The following is a 16,569-nucleotide window of genomic DNA, read 5'->3' as shown; positions in this document are numbered from 1 at the left end:
CATGAAAATCGGATGCCCCAAGGAGATCAAGCCGCAGGAATTCCGCGTCGGCATGACCCCGGCGGCCGCTCAGGAAGCCATCAATAACGGCCACAGCGTGGTGATCGAGACCAATGCCGGCGCGGGCGCCGGTTTCGCTGATACTGACTATACCGCTGTCGGCGCGAAAATTCTCGGCACCGCCAAGGAGGTCTTCGACACCGCCGACATGATCGTCAAGGTCAAGGAACCGCAGGCGGTCGAGCGCAAAATGCTGCGCGAGGGCCAGACGCTTTTCACCTATCTCCATCTGGCACCCGATCCGGAGCAGACCAAGGACCTTCTGGCCTCGGGCTGCACCGCCATCGCCTATGAGACGGTGACCGACCGCAATGGCGGCCTGCCGCTTCTCGCGCCGATGTCCGAGGTCGCGGGCCGTCTGGCGCCGCAGGTCGGCGCATGGACGCTGCAAAAGGCCAATGGTGGCCGCGGCGTGCTGATGGGCGGTGTGCCCGGTGTTGGTCCTGCACGGGTCCTCGTGATCGGTGGTGGTGTCGTCGGCACCCATGCGGCCAAGATTGCCGCGGGCATGGGCGCGGATGTGACCGTGCTCGACCGTTCGATTCCGCGTCTGCGTTACCTCGATGACGTTTTCGGCGGCACGTTCAAGAACTCCTACGCCTCGGCCGCGAACACGATCGAACTGGCCCGTCAGGCCGACATGATCATCGGCGCCGTGCTGATCCCGGGTGCCGCTGCGCCCAAACTGATCAGCCGTGCGCAACTTTCGGAACTGAAGCCCGGTGCGGCGCTTGTCGATGTTGCCATCGACCAGGGCGGCTGCTTTGAAACCTCGCGCGCCACGACGCATCAGGACCCGATCTATGAGGTCGATGGCATCATGCATTACTGCGTGGCCAACATGCCGGGCGCGGTTGCCCGCACCTCGACCATCGCGCTGGGCAACGCCACGATGCCGTTCATGATCGCGCTGGCGAACAAGGGCTGGAAACAGGCCTGCGCCGACGATGTGCATCTGCTGAATGGTCTCAACGTCCATGCCGGCAAGCTGACCTACGCCGCCGTGGGCGAGGCGCTCGGCCTCGACACGATCGACCCGAAACAGGCGCTTGCCGCCTGACTTCCGGAACATACGTAACAACGAAGGCCGGACCAGACATATTGGTCCGGCCTTTGCTTTTTGTGCTTACTCTACCGCCGCGCCGACACCCGACAGCGCTTCCAGCCGCGCCAAGGTCGCGGGGCCAGCGATACCATCAACCGTCAGCCCCTGTTCCGCCTGAAACTCCTTCACCACGCGCAAGGTGGCGGGGCCGAAATCACCGTCCACCAGCAGGTGAAAGCCCTGCCCCCTGAGCATGCGCTGAAGATCCGCGACGCGATCGTTCTTCATGCCGACCCGCAGCGAGACTGGGTCGACATCCTCAGGCGATACCGAATTCTGACCTGAGTATTTCTTGTACGCCCTGCGCATCAGTTTTGAATAATGTTCGACCTGACCGGGTCCGTTATAGACCCGTGCAAACCCGCGCCAGTCATGGGTTGCAAGCTCATCGCGCAGCTTTTTCTTTTGTATGAAGGCCAGCATGACCGCGAGCTGCCCCTCGATCCCTTCCATCGCTCTTGTCGCAAGCGCCTTCGGTGTGCCGAAACCGAGCCAGTCGGCGTTTTCACCGAGAACCTGCCCAACGCCCCAGGAGCAGGCGGCATAGGCGGCCTGTTCGTTGATCGCGGCTGCGCGGGACAGTTGGTTGTAGCGGGCTTGCTGGCTTTTGGCATAGGGCAGATCGCCCCAATGGCGCGCGGCCAATCCACGGTTGACCGCTTCGCTCCGCTGCGCATCGGTCAGCCCGGGATAGCGGTAGAAAACATGATATTCGTAAAGGATCAGCGGCATGTCCTTGCCGTCGATTGTAGTGAACGCCCTGCCCCCGCTTTCAACATCCACGACGGTCCGAAGGGCGGCTGGTTCGATCCCTTCAGCCTGTGCCACCGTGGCAACCTTGCCCATAACATCATTCAAACTGGTCATTGCTGTATCCCTTTCAAAAAATGTCTTGGTTAATCCGCTCAGAATAGCCGATTTCCGTGATTTCAGCGTGAAAATCTGTGCAAAGGCCCCGAACCGGCGCCCAAATAGCAAAAGGCCCGCCTTATGGCGGGCCTTCTGGGTCAGCTTGTGTTGCGGATTATTTCTTGACGAGAGCGTCGCGGATTTCCATCAGCAGGTCCTTTTCCGACGGACCGGGATCGGCAGCCGGGGCGGCCTCTTCCTTGGCCGTGGCCGCGTCCTTCACCTTGTTGACCATCTTCACCAGCATGAACACGACCCATGCGATGATCAGGAAATTGATGATCGCGGTGATGAAGCTGCCGTAATTGAACGATGCCGCGTCTGCGCCGTCACCGAGAGCGATCTTCAGCCCCGAAAAGTCGATCCCGCCGGTGACCAGCGAGATGATCGGGTTGATCAGGTCATCCACCAGCGAGGTCACGATGGCGGTAAACGCCGCGCCGATGATGATGCCGACGGCCATGTCCATGACATTGCCCTTGGCGATGAAATCCTTGAATTCCTGGATCATTTCATTGTCCCCACATTGACGATACTCATGACCGCGCGTTTCCAGTTCTGCGCGTCGGTGCGCGGAAGCTAACACGAACTGCGGGAGTGGCACTCGCTTTTTTCACCGCAAAGGAATCTCCGGCGGCGATATGCTCAGGGTGTCTTCGCGAGGGGAACGATACGGGGGGTATCGGCCTCCGGGGCGATTTCCTCGAAATCGAAATTGTCCAGTTTGGCGGCGCGCTTGCCTGCCCGCTCGGCCGCCGTGGTGATCCCTTCGAGATCGCTGCGGGCCTGATGGAAATGGGTGGAGAGCTTGTCGACCCTCTCCACCACAAGTTCAACGTCGCGGTGCAATTGGCGGAGCGTCGTGCGGATCGCGCCCGCCTGTTCGCGCATGCGGGCGTCCTTCAAGACCGCGCGCATCGTGTTCAGGGTCGCCATGCAGGTCGTGGGCGAGACGATCCAGACCTTGGCGTTGAACCCCTCGCGCACAAGTTCAGGGAAGTTAGCGTGTAATTCGGCATAGACCGCCTCTGAGGGCAGGAACATCAAGGCGCCGTCGGCGGTTTCGCCGTCGAGGATGTATTTCTCGGCAATCGCCTTGATGTGATTGCGGACGGCGATCCGCAGCATCCGTTGCGCCTCGATCAGCTGCGACTGGTTTTCGGCCCGACGCAGGGCCTCATAAGCCTCCAGCGGGAATTTCGAGTCGATGACGATGGGGCCCGGCGGGTTCGGCAGGTGGATCAGGCAGTCGGCCCGTTTGCCGTTCGACAGTGTCGCCTGCATCGTGAAGGCATCGGGCGGCATCGCCTTGCGGACGATGTCATTCAGCTGGATTTCGCCGAAGGCGCCGCGCGTTTGCTTATTCGACAGGATGTCTTGCAAGGACAGCACATCGCCCGAAAGCTTCTCAATGTTCGACTGCGCCTTGTCGATCGTCTCCAGCCGCTGCTGCAACTCGCCTAGGGACCGGGCCGTGCGGGTCGCGGTGCCCTGCAGGCTTTCGCTCATGCCGCGCGACACCTCGGTCAACCGCTGTTCCATCAGTTGCAGGACCTTGGTCTGCGATGCGGCCTGCGCCTCGGACACGTGATGAAGTCCTCCCGTCAGCCGTTCCTGCCCGGCAGTCAGGTTTTCAACCCGGTTGCCAAGCTGGGTCAGGTGATAACCGAGGGGTTCGGTCATCCGCGCCGAGCGTGCGGCGGCGCGCAGCGTGACGATCAGTAAGATGAAAAGGAGAAGCACCAGCGCCGCGCTGCCGAGCGCGGCGAGAACGAGCGGGTCGTCAAGCGAATAGGTCTGGCCGTTCAGGGTGATCATGTGCGTCCGAAAAGCCGTTCAATGTCGCTGAGTTTCAGTTCGACATAGGTGGGTCGGCCGTGATTGCACTGGCCGGAAAGCGGTGTTTTCTCCATCTCGCGCAGAAGAGCATTCATCTCGTCAGGCCGCATGTGGCGGCCCGACCGGATGGAGCCGTGGCAGGACATACGGGACAGGACCGCGTCGATCCGGCTTTGCAGGCGCTGGCTGTCGCCGAGATCGTGAAGCTCGTCAAGGATGTCCTTCAGAAGCGCGGTTGCGTTGACCTCGCCCAGAACGGCCGGGGTTTCGCGCACCGCGATGGCGCCGCCGCCGAAGGGTTCGATGGTGAGGCCCAACTGCGAGAGCGCCTCAGCATGGTCGAGCAGCAGTCTTGCGTCGCCTTCGGAAAGGTCAACGATCTCGGGGATCAGAAGCGCCTGTGCGGCGACGCCGTTTTCCGCGCGCTGGCGTTTCAGACGTTCGTAGACGAGCCGTTCATGCGCGGCGTGCTGGTCGACGATGACAAGGCCGGTTTCGGTCTGGGCGATGATGTAGTTTTCATGCAGCTGCGCCCGGGCGGCACCCAGCGGACAGGTTTCAATGGCCTCCTCGTGCGCCTGCGGCTTCTCGTCGGCGGGCGGGTCGAAACGGGCGGAGGCTTCGGCGAATTCGGCGGCAAGCGGGGCCTGCGCGGAATAGGCGGCGCGGAGCGCGGTCTGCGACGGCCGGTCCATCTGATAGATGCGTGGGCCAGCGGGTTCGGACCGCATCGCGCCAAGGGTGAGGCTGGAGACGGTCGATGAGGCACGGTGCCCGGCCTCAGCCAGAGCGTGCCGCAGCGCCGAGACGATTAGCCCGCGGGCGACGCCCGGCTCGCGGAACCGCACTTCGGCCTTGGCCGGATGCACGTTCACATCCACCCGTTCGGGATCGCAGATGAGGTTGAGGACCGCAGCGGGATGCCGGTCGCGCGACAGAACGTCCATGTAGCCCGCCCGAAGCGCGCCGATCAGCAGCTTGTCGCGGACCGGGCGGCCATTGACGAATAGGAACTGCTCCACCGCAGCGCCGCGCGAATAGGTGGGCAAAGCGGCGAGGCCGGTCAGGCGAATGCCTTCGCGTTCGGCATCGATGGGCAGGGCATTGTCGGCGAAATCCGGACCGATGAGTGACCTGAGCCTCCGGCTCAGGGCTTCGAAGAGGTCGCCCTGTTCGACATCGGCGCGCAGCACGACGCGACCCTCGCCACCGCCCGTCACGTCCCGCAGGACGAAGCCGACGCCGGGTTCGGCCATCGCCAGCCGCTGGATGACATCCTTGATCGCCTGTGACTCGGCCCGGTCGGAGCGCAGGAACTTCAACCGAGCGGGCGTCGCGTAGAAGAGGTCGCGCAACTCCACGACCGTGCCCTTCGTCAGCGCAGCGGGGCGTACAGGGGCCATGCGACCACCGGCGACCGCAATGGCGGCGGCCTCCGCCCCTTCTGCGCGCGAGGTGATCTTCAGCCGCGCCACCGCGCCGAGCGACGGCAAAGCCTCGCCCCGGAACCCAAAGGAGCGGATGTTCAAGAGGTCCGACCCGTCGATCTTCGATGTCGCATGGCGTGAGAGCGCCAGCGGAAGGTCTTCGGCGGTCATGCCGCAGCCGTCATCGGTGACACGGATCAGAGTCTTGCCGCCATCGGCATAGGCAACCTCGATCCGTGCAGCACCCGCATCGAGCGCGTTTTCCACCAGTTCTTTGACGGCAGAGGCCGGGCGTTCGACGACTTCGCCAGCTGCAATCCGGTTCACAGCCGCTTCGTCAAGCTGGCGGATTACGGGCCGTTCAGGCGTTATTTTGGGGCTCTCGGCGTTCATCCTACAAGAATTAGCATGGGCCGAAAGATTCGGCCATGGTTTGTTCCTGTCGAGACGCTAAGAAAATCAGGCGGGTCCAGAGGCGAGGCTGTCGCAAAGCGCACCCCACTGGGACCGGCTGATCCGTTCCTTCGCGGCGAGCAGCCAGTAGGTTTCGTGATGGGCCAGGCGGTCCTCGCTGACCTGTACCAGAAGGCCGGATTGCAGATCGGCCTGACAGAGCGGCAGAGATCCCAGCACCACGCCCTGCCCCGCCCGCGCCGCCGCCAGCGCGGAGGAAAACGTGTCGAAGCGCAGCGATGGCACCGGGGTGGTCGGCGTGCCGGTCCGGGCGGCCCAGTCGGTCCAGCCCGGGCGCGGGCCTGAGACGGCAATGCGGGGCAGGTCATGCCACGATGTCCCGGCGCTGAGCAGCCCCGGTGCGGCAAGGGGCGCCATGACTTCAGAGTAAAGTGGCACCTTCAGGGCATGTGGCCAGTCGCCCGCGCCATAGCGGATACGGACCGTATCGTCGTCATGCGCGGTCTCGGCGCTGAGCACCATGGTGCGGAATGTGATCTGCCCGCCTGTCGCAGCCCGCAGCCGGTCAAGGCGCGGTGCGATCCAGAGGTCGATGACCGAGGTGCTGGCCGAAATCGTCAGCCTGTCGCGGGCGACACCGAAGAGCGCTTCGGAGCTTTCGCGCAGGCTTTCCAGCGCCGTGCGGACATGGGGCAGCCAGGCCTCGCCTTCGACTGTCAGCGCAATGGAGCGCGCCTGGCGGACGAAAAGCCGCGTGCCAAGCCGTCGTTCGAGATGGCCGATGCGCTGGCTGATCGCCGATTGCGTCAGCCCGGTTTCCCCCGCCGCGCCGGTGAAACTACCGCATCGTGCCGCCGCCTCGAAGGCGCGGACCCATTCGAGGGGCAAGTTATCGAAGCTCCGGTCAGCCATTAGGAAAACAATTCCTCAGATCGTGAACGCTTAATTTGAATTTATAGCTCAATGACCAGAGACTGTCGCCGGTTCTCTACGCGCGAAAGGACGACCGGGATGGGTAATGTGATGATCGAGGCAGGCGGAGCTTATCTGGCGCTTGAGACGGGGATGGGGCGACAGCGGTTCCATGCCGTCTGGCTGCGCGACAATGCCTGGGATGCCGAAACCCGCGCGCCCGGCAATGGCCAGCGCCTGATCGCTCTGCGCGATATCAGCCCCGATATCCGGATCGAGGCGGCAGAGATCGCGGGCACCGACCTGAATGTGACCTTCGCACCAGAGTGCAAGACCATTTCCTACGACCTGAACTGGCTGGAGGTGCATGCCTATGACCGGCCTACGCTGACCGAGACCGGCTGGACCGCACCGGGGATCGAGGTCTGGGACGGGCGGCTGATGGCGAATGTGCCTGTGGCCAACTTCGGTGCGGTCAGCGGAAATGTGGAAGCAAAGCGCGACTGGCTGGCCAAAGTCGCGCGCTATGGCTTTGGCAAACTGACCGGTGGGCCGGTGACGCCGGGGGCGCTCTTCAAGGTCGTGGAGCTTTTCGGCTATGTGCGCGAGACGAATTACGGCCGCCATTTCGAGGTCAGGACCGAGGTCAACCCAACGAACCTCGCCTATACCGGCCTTGGCCTTCAGGCCCATACCGACAACCCCTATCGCGATCCCGTGCCGACGGTTCAGGTGCTCTATTGCCTCGAAAGCTCCGCTGCGGGGGGCGAGAACATGGTTGTGGACGGCTTTGCCGCCGCTTTGCGCCTGCGCGAGGAAAACCCCGACTGGTTCGACGTCCTGACGAAATACTGCGCGCGGTTCGAATATGCGGGCGAAAAGGGTGTGCGCCTGCGGTCGCGCCGCCCGATGATCGAACTATCCCCCGACGGCGAACTGATCGCCGTGCGGTTCAACAACCGCTCCGCCGCCGCCATCACCGACGTGCCCTTCGACGACATGGCGACCTATTATGCCGCCTATCGCCGTCTGGGCGAGATCATCGACGACCCGGCGATGGAGGTGACGTTCCGCCTGAACCCCGGCGAATGCTTCATCGTCGACAACACCCGCGTGCTGCATGCCCGCAAAGGCTATTCCGGCAGCGGCACCCGCTGGCTTCAGGGCTGTTACGCGGACAAGGACGGCCTCTTGTCCACCCTCGCTGCACTGGAGCACCGGATGCCGGAGGCGGCGGAATGAAGCCCGATTTCACGACGCTCAGCCGCGACAATATCGTCGCCTTCCTCGGCGATATCTTCGAGCGCTGCGGGGACGAGGAATACCTGGGTGAGCCGGTGACAATGGCGCAGCACATGCTGCAGGGCGCAACCATTGCCGAACAAAACGGGCTGGATGAGGAGATTATCGTCGGCGCGCTGCTGCACGATATCGGGCATTTCACCTCGGAATTCGGGACGTTTTCCATGGACGATACCGAGGACCGGTTTCATGAGGAGGCGGGGGCGGAAGTGCTGGCCGAATTCTTCCCGTCGGTCATCACCGATTGCGTCCGCTACCATGTCGCCGCCAAGCGCTATCTCTGTGCCACGAAGCCCGACTATTTCGGGCGGCTCTCGGAGGCCTCCATCCATTCCCTGAACCTTCAGGGTGGACCGATGAACGCCGAGGAAGTGGCCGAATTCGAGAAAAACCCGAACCTGAAGAAGATCGTTCAGGTGCGCTATCTCGATGAGGCGGGCAAGCGGCCGGATATGGAAACGCCGGATTTCTGGCATTTCGCCCCTATGGTTCAACGCATCGTCGATGCGCATTGCCCCGCCTGACGGCCCGCACCCTTGTTGCGTCCGGCCCCGGCAAGCCTTATTGCCGGGAGGATCAGTAAAAGGGTTTCTGCATGGCCTATCATCTTTATCAGGGCGACCTGCCCGACGGGCTGAACCTTGGCCCGGTTGTCGCCATCGACACCGAGACGATGGGCCTTGACCCGCGCCGTGACCGGCTGTGTGTCGTGCAGCTTTCGTCTGGCGACGGTGATGCGCATCTGGTGCAGATCGCCAAAGGCCAGAAACACGCGCCCAATCTGGAGCGGATGCTCGCCGATCCCGCCACGCTGAAGCTCTTTCATTTCGGGCGTTTCGACATCGCCGCCTTGAAGAACGCCTTCGGCGTCACCACCTCGCCGGTCTATTGTACCAAGATCGCCTCGAAGATGGTCCGCACCTTCACGGACCGCCACGGGCTGAAATATCTGTTGCAAGAGCTTCTGGGGGTCGATGTGTCGAAGCAGCAGCAGACGTCGGACTGGGGCGCGGCCACGCTGACCGAAGCACAACAGGATTATGCAGCCTCCGACGTGCTCTATCTGCACCGGCTGAAGGCCGAACTGGACACCCGCCTTGCCCGCGAAGGCCGCACCGATCTGGCGCAGGCCTGTTTCGATTTCCTGCCCACCCGCGCCGTTCTGGACCTGATGGGCTGGGGCGACGAGGCGGACATCTACAGGCACTGACCGATGACCGACGCCGAGACCTTCCTTGCTACCGCCCGCCGCGTCATCGAGATCGAGGCGCGGGGCTTGACCGCCTTGTCGGCGGCTTTGGGCGACAGCTTTTCGGCCGCCGTTGACCTGATCCTGAAGGCGAAGGGCCGCGTCATCGTCTCGGGCATGGGCAAATCGGGCCATGTCGGACGCAAGATCGCGGCGACACTCGCCTCGACCGGTACGCCCGCGCAATACGTTCATCCCGCCGAAGCGAGCCATGGGGACCTTGGTATGGTGACCGACGGCGACGTGGCTTTGGTCTTGTCGAATTCGGGTGAAACGCCGGAACTGTCCGACATCATCGCCCATACGAGGCGCTTTTCGATTCCGCTGATCGGAGTCGCAAGCCGTCCGGGCTCGACCCTTCTGACACAGGCCGATGTCGCGATCACCCTGCCTGCGGCAGAAGAAGCCTGCGGCACCGGGATCGTGCCCACGACCTCGACCACGATGACGCTGGCGCTGGGCGATGCGCTGGCCGTGGCGCTGATGGAGCATCGCCGTTTCACGCCCGAACATTTCCGCACCTTCCACCCCGGCGGCAAGCTGGGCGCACGGCTTCTGAAAGTGGCCGACCTGATGCATGGCGGCGACGCGCTGCCCTTGGTGGCCGAGGCGACACCGATGAGCGATGCGCTTCTGGTGATGAGCCAGAAGGGCTTCGGCGTGGTCGGCGTGACGGACTCGCAGGGCCGGTTGACCGGCATCGTCACCGATGGAGACTTGCGCCGCCATATGGCGGGGCTTCTGGATCATACGGCGGGCGAGGTGATGACCCGCAGCCCGCAAACGGTTGACCCCACATCGGTCGCGGAAAAGGCGGTGGCGATCATGCGCGACCGCAAGATCACCTGTCTCTTCGTCGTTGCCCCTGATGGCGACGGACACGCGGCCGGTATCCTCAATATCCACGACTGCCTGCGCGCCGGCGTGGCCTGACACCATGGCGACGCGGGACAATGTCTATTCCAGCGTGATCTTCTGGCTGAAGATTGCGCTGCCGCTTATCGCATTGGTGATCCTCTCCACCCTCTTCCTGTTCTCGCGCCGGATCGATACCGAAGCCAGTCTGCCCTATGCCGAGGTCGATATCGACACTCTGGCGCGGGACCAAAGGCTCACCGCGCCGGAATATTCCGCCGTCACCACCGATGGCGCGGCGCTGAGCGTCAGTGCGGACATTGCCCGGCCATCGCAGGGCGAGGGATCGGCCAGCGCCGAACAGCTGGTCGCGGCTTATGAGACCCGCGACGGCCTTCGCATCGACCTGACGGCGGCTGCGGGCGAGCTGGACCGCGCGGCAGGAAGACTGCTGTTGTCAGGCGGTGTCGTGATTGTGACGTCGGAAGGTTACCGGATGATCACCGCCGGGCTTGACGGCGCACTGGACCGGACCGAACTTGTGTCGGACGGTGAGGTGGAGGCGGACGCCCCTTTTGGCAGGATTGAGGCCGGGGGTATGGAAATCAGCCATAGTGATGCCGGGATGCCTGGCTATGATCTGGTTTTCAACAAGGGCGTGAAGCTGATATACGAGCCGGTGAACTGAAGGACCGCAAATGCCGATCAACCTCCGCGCCCTGACGGCCATCCTGGCCATGGCGGCACTCATGCCGCTTTCCACGTTTGCGCAGGGGGCAGCGATAACGTTTGGCGGTATTCGCGCCGATACCAGCCTGCCGGTGGAAGTGACTGCGGATCAACTCAATGTCAGCCAGACCGACGGAACCGCGACCTTCACCGGCAATGTCCTGATCGGACAGGGCGACATGCGGTTGTCGGCGGATGAGGTGCTGGTCGAATACGGCGGACAGGACCGGACCCGGATCGAAAGACTGCATGCCAAAGGCGGCGTGACGCTGGTCAACGGTTCGGAAGCGGCCGAGGCGCAGGAAGCTGTGTATTCCGTCACGGCCGGAGAGGTCGTCATGACCGGCAGCGTTCTTCTGACCCAGAATGGCAGCACGATCGCAGGCGAGCGTCTGGTCGTCGATCTTGCGTCGGGCACCGGCCGGATGGAAGGCCGGGTCAAGACCGTTCTACAGCCGGGGGCCAATTGATGCCCCAACGCCCGGACCTGAAAGTCGCGGAGGGCAGCGCGGGCCTTAAGGTGGTTCATCTGCGCAAAAGCTATCGCCGTCGCCCGGTGATCCGCGACGTGTCGATCGAGCTGGCGCGGGGCGAAGTGGTGGCGCTGCTCGGCCCCAACGGGTCGGGCAAGACGACGTGCTTTTACAATATCGCCGGGCTGATCGCCGCCGACAGCGGTCAGGTGCTGATCGACGGGCGCGACGTGACCGGTCTGCCGATGTATCGCCGCGCGCGGCTGGGCATCGGCTATCTGCCGCAGGAGGTCTCGATCTTCCGCGGCCTGTCGGTGGAGGACAATATCCTCGCTGTTCTGGAAATCACCGAAAGCGACATCCACAAGCGCCGCGAACGGCTTGAGGAACTGCTGTCGGAGTTTTCGATCACCCATCTGCGCCGCGCGCCGGCGCTGGCCCTGTCAGGCGGCGAGCGGCGGCGGGTGGAGATCGCGCGTTGTCTGGCGGCCAACCCGAAATACCTGCTTCTGGACGAGCCGTTCGCAGGTGTCGATCCGATCTCGGTCGGTGATATCCGCACCCTGGTTCACGATCTGAAGTCGCGCGGAATCGGTGTGCTGATCACCGATCACAATGTCCGCGAGACACTGGAGATCGTTGACCGCGCCTATATCCTGCATGACGGGACCGTTCTGATGAGCGGCACGGCCGACGAAGTCGTGCGCGATGAAAACGTTCGTCGTGTCTATCTGGGGCAGAGTTTCCGCATCTCCTGACCTGAGCCCCCGCGCTCGCCGTTCCGGCACTTCAGAAGGCGGCGTTTCACGATCTGGGCATGCGCGCAAAAAACAGCTTCTACCTCGCCTCACCATGAACCGATATCGGCCAGATAGGTCAAAGAGGGCGTTGACATCCCGTGCCGAATTGTCGCCAAATATATCAAATGCATGCGCGTACCCTCATTGATCGGGCGATAGCGTCGGAAGGTTTTCAGACAGAACCAGCCGCCAGGCGTGCACAAGGCAAAATCGCAAAAAATGTATCCAATTCAGTCGTCCTGAGCATTCAGGGCGAGAGGCAGAGAATCAACTCACCCAAAAAAGGAGGTGTCATGAGATACAGAATCAGTGGCAGGCAGATCGACGTCGGCGATGCGCTTCAGACCCATGTGCGGTCGGAACTTGCAGAAACGGTCGAAAAATATTCTCAGCGCCCGACCGACGCGACGGTGATCTTCGCCCGCGATGCACATGAGTATTCCTGCGAAGCCACGGTGCACCTTTCGACCGGCCTGACCGCGTCCGCGAAGGGACAGGCGACGGAGATCTATTCGGCGTTCGAAGCATGCCGTGAAAAGATGGATAAGCAGCTTCGGCGTTATAAGCGGCGTCTGCGGGATCACCATCGTGACCGTACGGCCCCGGTTGAATTTGCGGGCGCACCCATGTATGTGCTCGCCGCGAATGGTGAAGCGGCGGATTCTGAGCCGGAAAGCCTGCAACCGATGATCATCGCCGAGATGGAGACTCAGATCCCGTCCCTTTCGGTTGGTGAGGCGGTCATGCAGATGGAACTGGCCGGGGCGCCGTTGTTGGTGTTTCGAAACGAAAAGAACGGCGGGGTCAGTGTGGTCCACCGCCGGGATGATGGGAATGTAGGCTGGATCGACACGTCGACCGGCTAGACAAAGCGCCACGACGGCGCAGGAACAGTTAGGGCACATGGAACTATCGAGCCTTTTGAAGCCGGCGGCGGTCCGGGTCCTCGGACACGCCACCAGCAAGAAGCGTCTGTTTCAGGATCTGGGTGACATCACCCAGTCCATCTACGGGCTGGAGGCGACCGCCACCGTAGACGCGCTTCAGGAGCGTGAGAGCCTGGGCCCGACCGGTGTCGGTCATGGCGTTGCGCTGCCGCATGCCCGGCTCGAAGGGCTCGATCATGTCGTTGGCGTCTTCCTGCGGCTGGAAAAGCCGCTGGATTTCGACGCTGTCGACCGCCAGCCGGTCGATCTGGTCTTTGCCCTCTTTGCGCCGAAGGATGCCGGCGTCGAACATCTGAAGGCACTCGCGCTCGTCTCTCGGACGATGCGCGAGTCCTCGATTTGCGCGAAACTGCGCGCAAACGCCGACCCAGCGGCCCTGCACGCCGTCCTGACCGAGGCACGGTCGAACCAAGCGGCCTGACGTTCAGTCGAGCGGTTTCCAGCGGGAGAACCCGAAAGTGACGTAGTCGCGCGGATAGGCATCCCGTGCTGCGTCCTCCAATTCATCGTCATGGATCGCGGCGAGCGGCACCGGTGCCAGCGGCTCTGTCCGTGGCGCCTGCGGCGGCGATTTGACCCCGGCGCCGCGACACAGGAACGCCAGATCCTGCTCCAGCCGGTCCTCGCGGCAGAGAAGGTCGGGCGGCGCGAACTGGGCAAATCCCTGAATGATCGTCCATTGGCTGGCCCAGAGCATGTCTTGCCGGTGCGGCGTCTGCCCGTTCAGATTGACCTTCAGGAACCGCAGGAAGCCAAGCAGGGCAGCGCGGTAGTCGCTGGCACTCATCCCCGCCAGTTCCTCGTCTGGCGGCAGGGCCACATCGTATTGCGCCCGCAGCGCCCGGCGCAGATCAGCCTGTCCGTCGCGATCGAGCACGGCGGCGAAGATGTCGTGGGCGCGGGTCAACGGATGCCGGATCACGGTGAAGCTGCGATGACCCGGCGCCTTTCGCATCCACGCGCGAAGCGTCTTTTGCGTGAAGTCCTCGGCCAGACCGCCCTTGCCGAGGCGTGACAGCCAGTCGCGTATCGGCCCATCACCCAAGGGCTGGATCGGCATGTAAAGAAGCGGCGCGCCTGCCGCCGCGATAAAGCGCGGCACGCCGGGGCCGCGGCGCGGTTCGAAATTCGGTGTCCGGGCTAGGTTCGACCAGTCGATCCGCTGCAAAGCCGCTTCCATTTCGGGGAAATTGCGAACCTTGTCGGCCATCTCTTCCGGGTTCTGGCGCACGAGCGTGTCCGCGACGCTGTCGATCATTGCTTCAAACCCCAGATGCTTGAGAAGCCCGTTGATCACCTCGGGGCGCAGTGAATCCTCATAGTCCATATAAAACGCGGTCTGACCGGTGATCTGAAGCGCGTTCTGGATGCGGATCTGGAACTCTTGGCGATCTTGCAGAAAGGCCTCGAACTCCGCCGGTTTGAAGGGCGGCTTCCAAGCGATCTTGTCCTTCACATCGGTCAGCTGCCAGCGCTTGGTATTATAGGCGATCTTGAGGCTGATGTAGCAATCGACCGGATTGCGGGTCAGCACGATCTTGGCGCAGCGCGGGTCGTTCAGGATCGCATCGACCACGCGCGGCTCGTGATCGAAGAAGAAGCGGAAGCCATTGAAGCCGTCGGCACTGCGTATGCGATGGAGCAGCGCCAGAGGGTCCTTCAGCCGGTCGGCCATGGACATGCCGAAAAGCGCATTGAGCTTTGGCGAACCGACATAGTCGGGGTTGAACGCCTCGCCGTGGCAATGGAGGCCATCCACCTGGGTCAGCGTCGCCTCAAGCAGGTTCGATCCCGTCCGCATCTCTGCGAGGATCACGAAATAGTCGAATGCCTTGGTCACATACCCACCTTATCGCACGATATAGGGGCGACCACGATCCCGGTCTGCTGGTTGCGGTTCGCCGACATTGGCGAAGTCGCCCATCACGGTCGGCTGCATGCCCTGGTTCTTGAGGTTCTGCAGGAACTGGCCGAACCCGGTCAGATCGACCATGCGTGGTGCTTCCGTCAGGCGGCGGGTAGCACGGGGGCGTATCTCGTCAATGATGGCTTGCAGGGGTTCCATGGGATTTTCGATGAACTCCGCCATCGTCCAGACCCTGACACGGGCCTTCACATACATCGTGCCCAGGATATCCAGATGTTCTTTCTCGATCTTCTGAAGCCGCGCCGCCTCGCGCCGGATTTCGGAAAAGTTGCTGTTCTGGCGCATTAGCGGAATGGCCCATGTCCCCGAGACGACCGAAATTTGCGCGTTGGGATCGGTCGCCATGAACCAGTTGCAGTCCTGATTGTCTCGGGGGCCGAACTGGAAGCACTGATGTTCACCCCGGGTGTTCCAGATCAGGTTGGTCAGGAAGGATTTTGGGTTGTAGTCGCGAAGCGCTGCGCTGTCGGTCAGCGCACCATTAAAGATTTTCTCGCCGCCCGAGAACTCGACCCGCCCGGGGCCGAAGACATGCCCGTGGACGCGGCCCCCGATGGCCTTCGACAGCCAGATATCGAAGTTTTCGAACAGATCGGAAAAGCCATGAAAGACCGAATAGCGAGCACAGGTCTTACCGTTTTCGTGGTCCTGCACGGGATACCGGCTTTGCATGTATAGCCCCGCCCGGCCGCGGACGCGCCGTTCCGCCGCCTTGGCGAAAAGTCGGTCAATCTTGCCGGGATTGGGTTCCGCCCGGGCCGCCTGTTCGGATGACGGCGACAGGAACGCGCGATAGAGCCGGTCGGCCTTCGGCCAGATCTTCCGCGCCATGAAGCAGTCTGACCGGCGCAGAAGCTGCAAATGATCGTCGTAGAAGGTGTGCGGTTTGCCCTGATAGTCGAATTTCGACAGTGTCAGCGACCGGCTTTCGATCCGTGTCGAATAGATCCGCGCCAGCGTCTGGAAGTAGCTTTCATCCGGGATCCACACGCGGCGGAAATAGCGGTCATAGGCCTTGCGGTTCGGGTCTTCCAGAATGGCCGACAATGTCTGACGGGTCAGGCACCACCATTGCGATCCTAGATGAGGGTCGAGACCTTCGGGAATGCGGCGTTTGAAGCCGAAACGCCGCTGAAGCCGGACATAGAAATCGAAGGCCTTCCGCTGCTTTCGCCACGAAAACGGAAAGCGCAGGGTGAACCGTTCCACATCGAGCCCACCAATGGTCCAGCCGACATCCGCAGTGGTCACGCTTTCAATGAAATCCGTCGTCGGCCGCGCATCGAGATAGGCGATCAGTTCGGGCAGCGGGCGCAGCGGCAGACAGGAACCGGAGGAGAGAAAAACATGCCGAACCGCCTTGTTCCGGGCCAGCATCTGTTCGGATGCCGCCTGTGTTGCGGCGACGAGCGACCAGGTTCCCCAGTCACAGGCGAACCGTTCCGAGAAACTGATCGTATCGATATCCGAAAGTGCCGCGACCAGCTTGTCATAAGACCGGTGGCGCACCCGCTTGTCGACATGGATCACGACCGGGCAGCCGGCCTCGGCCATGAACCGCGCGACCTGCGCGGCGCGATCCAGCGCTGTGTGGCACATCATGATGAAGCCAACCGTCACG

The 16,569-nt window shown here is 62.7% G+C and carries 17 protein-coding genes; 10 read left to right on the top strand and 7 right to left on the bottom strand.

Annotated features, from left to right (window positions below; all coding sequences use genetic code 11):
* Position 1 precedes the first annotated feature (1 nt).
* Entirely contained in the window at positions 2 to 1,120 is a 1,119-nt protein-coding gene (ald, locus tag OEZ71_RS16245; RefSeq protein WP_263741073.1) for an alanine dehydrogenase, read from the top strand.
* 66 nt (positions 1,121 to 1,186) lie between these two features.
* Here the strand turns inward: ald and OEZ71_RS16240 are convergent, their stop codons facing one another.
* The 5 genes from OEZ71_RS16240 to OEZ71_RS16220 form a co-directional block, all read right to left on the bottom strand.
* Positions 1,187 to 2,032, bottom strand: coding sequence for an N-acetylmuramidase domain-containing protein (locus tag OEZ71_RS16240; RefSeq protein WP_263741071.1), 846 nt, complete (start codon positions 2,030 to 2,032; stop codon positions 1,187 to 1,189).
* 157 nt (positions 2,033 to 2,189) lie between these two features.
* Positions 2,190 to 2,585 carry a large-conductance mechanosensitive channel protein MscL gene (gene mscL, locus OEZ71_RS16235; protein ID WP_263741070.1) on the bottom strand — a complete coding sequence of 132 codons (396 nt, stop codon included), beginning with the start codon at positions 2,583 to 2,585 and terminating at the stop codon, positions 2,190 to 2,192.
* A gap of 134 nt (positions 2,586 to 2,719) precedes the next feature.
* Positions 2,720 to 3,892 carry a DNA recombination protein RmuC gene (locus OEZ71_RS16230; RefSeq protein WP_263741069.1) on the bottom strand — a complete coding sequence of 391 codons (1,173 nt, stop codon included), beginning with the start codon at positions 3,890 to 3,892 and terminating at the stop codon, positions 2,720 to 2,722.
* Positions 3,889 to 5,733, bottom strand: coding sequence for a DNA mismatch repair endonuclease MutL (mutL, locus tag OEZ71_RS16225; RefSeq protein ID WP_263741068.1), 1,845 nt, complete (start codon positions 5,731 to 5,733; stop codon positions 3,889 to 3,891). Before mutL ends, OEZ71_RS16230 begins: the two co-directional genes overlap by 4 nt.
* 66 nt (positions 5,734 to 5,799) lie before the next feature.
* Positions 5,800 to 6,666 carry a LysR family transcriptional regulator gene (locus OEZ71_RS16220; protein ID WP_263741067.1) on the bottom strand — a complete coding sequence of 289 codons (867 nt, stop codon included), beginning with the start codon at positions 6,664 to 6,666 and terminating at the stop codon, positions 5,800 to 5,802.
* Positions 6,667 to 6,765: 99 nt separating this feature from the next.
* Between OEZ71_RS16220 and tmpA the strand changes: the two genes are divergently transcribed.
* The 9 genes from tmpA to OEZ71_RS16175 all read left to right on the top strand — a co-directional run bounded on the left by tmpA (position 6,766) and on the right by OEZ71_RS16175 (position 13,442).
* Positions 6,766 to 7,908, top strand: coding sequence for a 2-trimethylaminoethylphosphonate dioxygenase (gene tmpA, locus OEZ71_RS16215; RefSeq protein WP_412175652.1), 1,143 nt, complete (start codon positions 6,766 to 6,768; stop codon positions 7,906 to 7,908).
* Positions 7,905 to 8,492 (top strand): (R)-1-hydroxy-2-trimethylaminoethylphosphonate oxygenase, encoded by a 588-nt coding sequence (gene tmpB, locus OEZ71_RS16210; protein WP_263741066.1) that lies wholly within the window; start codon positions 7,905 to 7,907, stop codon positions 8,490 to 8,492. The genes tmpA and tmpB overlap by 4 nt, the downstream gene beginning before the upstream one ends.
* Before the next feature lie 71 nt (positions 8,493 to 8,563).
* Positions 8,564 to 9,178, top strand: a complete 615-nt coding sequence (locus OEZ71_RS16205) for a ribonuclease D (RefSeq protein WP_263741065.1) — start codon at positions 8,564 to 8,566, stop codon at positions 9,176 to 9,178.
* A 3-nt stretch (positions 9,179 to 9,181) separates the two neighbouring features.
* Positions 9,182 to 10,150, top strand: a complete 969-nt coding sequence (locus OEZ71_RS16200) for a KpsF/GutQ family sugar-phosphate isomerase (protein ID WP_263741063.1) — start codon at positions 9,182 to 9,184, stop codon at positions 10,148 to 10,150.
* Between the two features lie 4 nt (positions 10,151 to 10,154).
* Positions 10,155 to 10,760: a hypothetical protein gene (locus OEZ71_RS16195; protein WP_263741062.1), complete on the top strand. Its 606-nt coding sequence runs from the start codon at positions 10,155 to 10,157 to the stop codon at positions 10,758 to 10,760.
* Positions 10,761 to 10,809: 49 nt separating this feature from the next.
* Entirely contained in the window at positions 10,810 to 11,271 is a 462-nt protein-coding gene (lptA, locus tag OEZ71_RS16190) for a lipopolysaccharide transport periplasmic protein LptA (protein ID WP_412175651.1), read from the top strand.
* A complete protein-coding gene (gene lptB / locus OEZ71_RS16185; protein WP_263741060.1) occupies positions 11,271 to 12,032 on the top strand; it encodes an LPS export ABC transporter ATP-binding protein in 762 nt (253 codons plus the stop codon). Before lptA ends, lptB begins: the two co-directional genes overlap by 1 nt.
* Positions 12,033 to 12,367: 335 nt before the next feature.
* A complete protein-coding gene (gene hpf / locus OEZ71_RS16180) occupies positions 12,368 to 12,940 on the top strand; it encodes a ribosome hibernation-promoting factor, HPF/YfiA family (RefSeq protein ID WP_263741426.1) in 573 nt (190 codons plus the stop codon).
* Positions 12,941 to 12,977: 37 nt separating this feature from the next.
* Entirely contained in the window at positions 12,978 to 13,442 is a 465-nt protein-coding gene (locus OEZ71_RS16175; RefSeq protein WP_263741059.1) for a PTS sugar transporter subunit IIA, read from the top strand.
* Between the two features lie 3 nt (positions 13,443 to 13,445).
* Here OEZ71_RS16175 and OEZ71_RS16170 read toward each other — a convergent pair whose 3' ends face one another.
* Both OEZ71_RS16170 and OEZ71_RS16165 read right to left on the bottom strand, forming a co-directional pair.
* On the bottom strand, positions 13,446 to 14,861 hold the full coding sequence (locus OEZ71_RS16170) for a nodulation protein NodH (RefSeq protein ID WP_263741058.1): 1,416 nt from the start codon (positions 14,859 to 14,861) through the stop codon (positions 13,446 to 13,448).
* A gap of 9 nt (positions 14,862 to 14,870) precedes the next feature.
* Positions 14,871 to 16,568 carry a beta-1,6-N-acetylglucosaminyltransferase gene (locus OEZ71_RS16165; RefSeq protein WP_263741057.1) on the bottom strand — a complete coding sequence of 566 codons (1,698 nt, stop codon included), beginning with the start codon at positions 16,566 to 16,568 and terminating at the stop codon, positions 14,871 to 14,873.
* Position 16,569 lies beyond the last annotated feature (1 nt).

Source organism: Albidovulum litorale (assembly GCF_025751495.1).
Taxonomy (GTDB): Bacteria; Pseudomonadota; Alphaproteobacteria; order Rhodobacterales; family Rhodobacteraceae; genus Albidovulum; species Albidovulum litorale.
The sequence above is the reverse complement of the archived record's forward strand: the minus strand, read 5'-3'. Positions and strand labels throughout refer to the sequence as shown.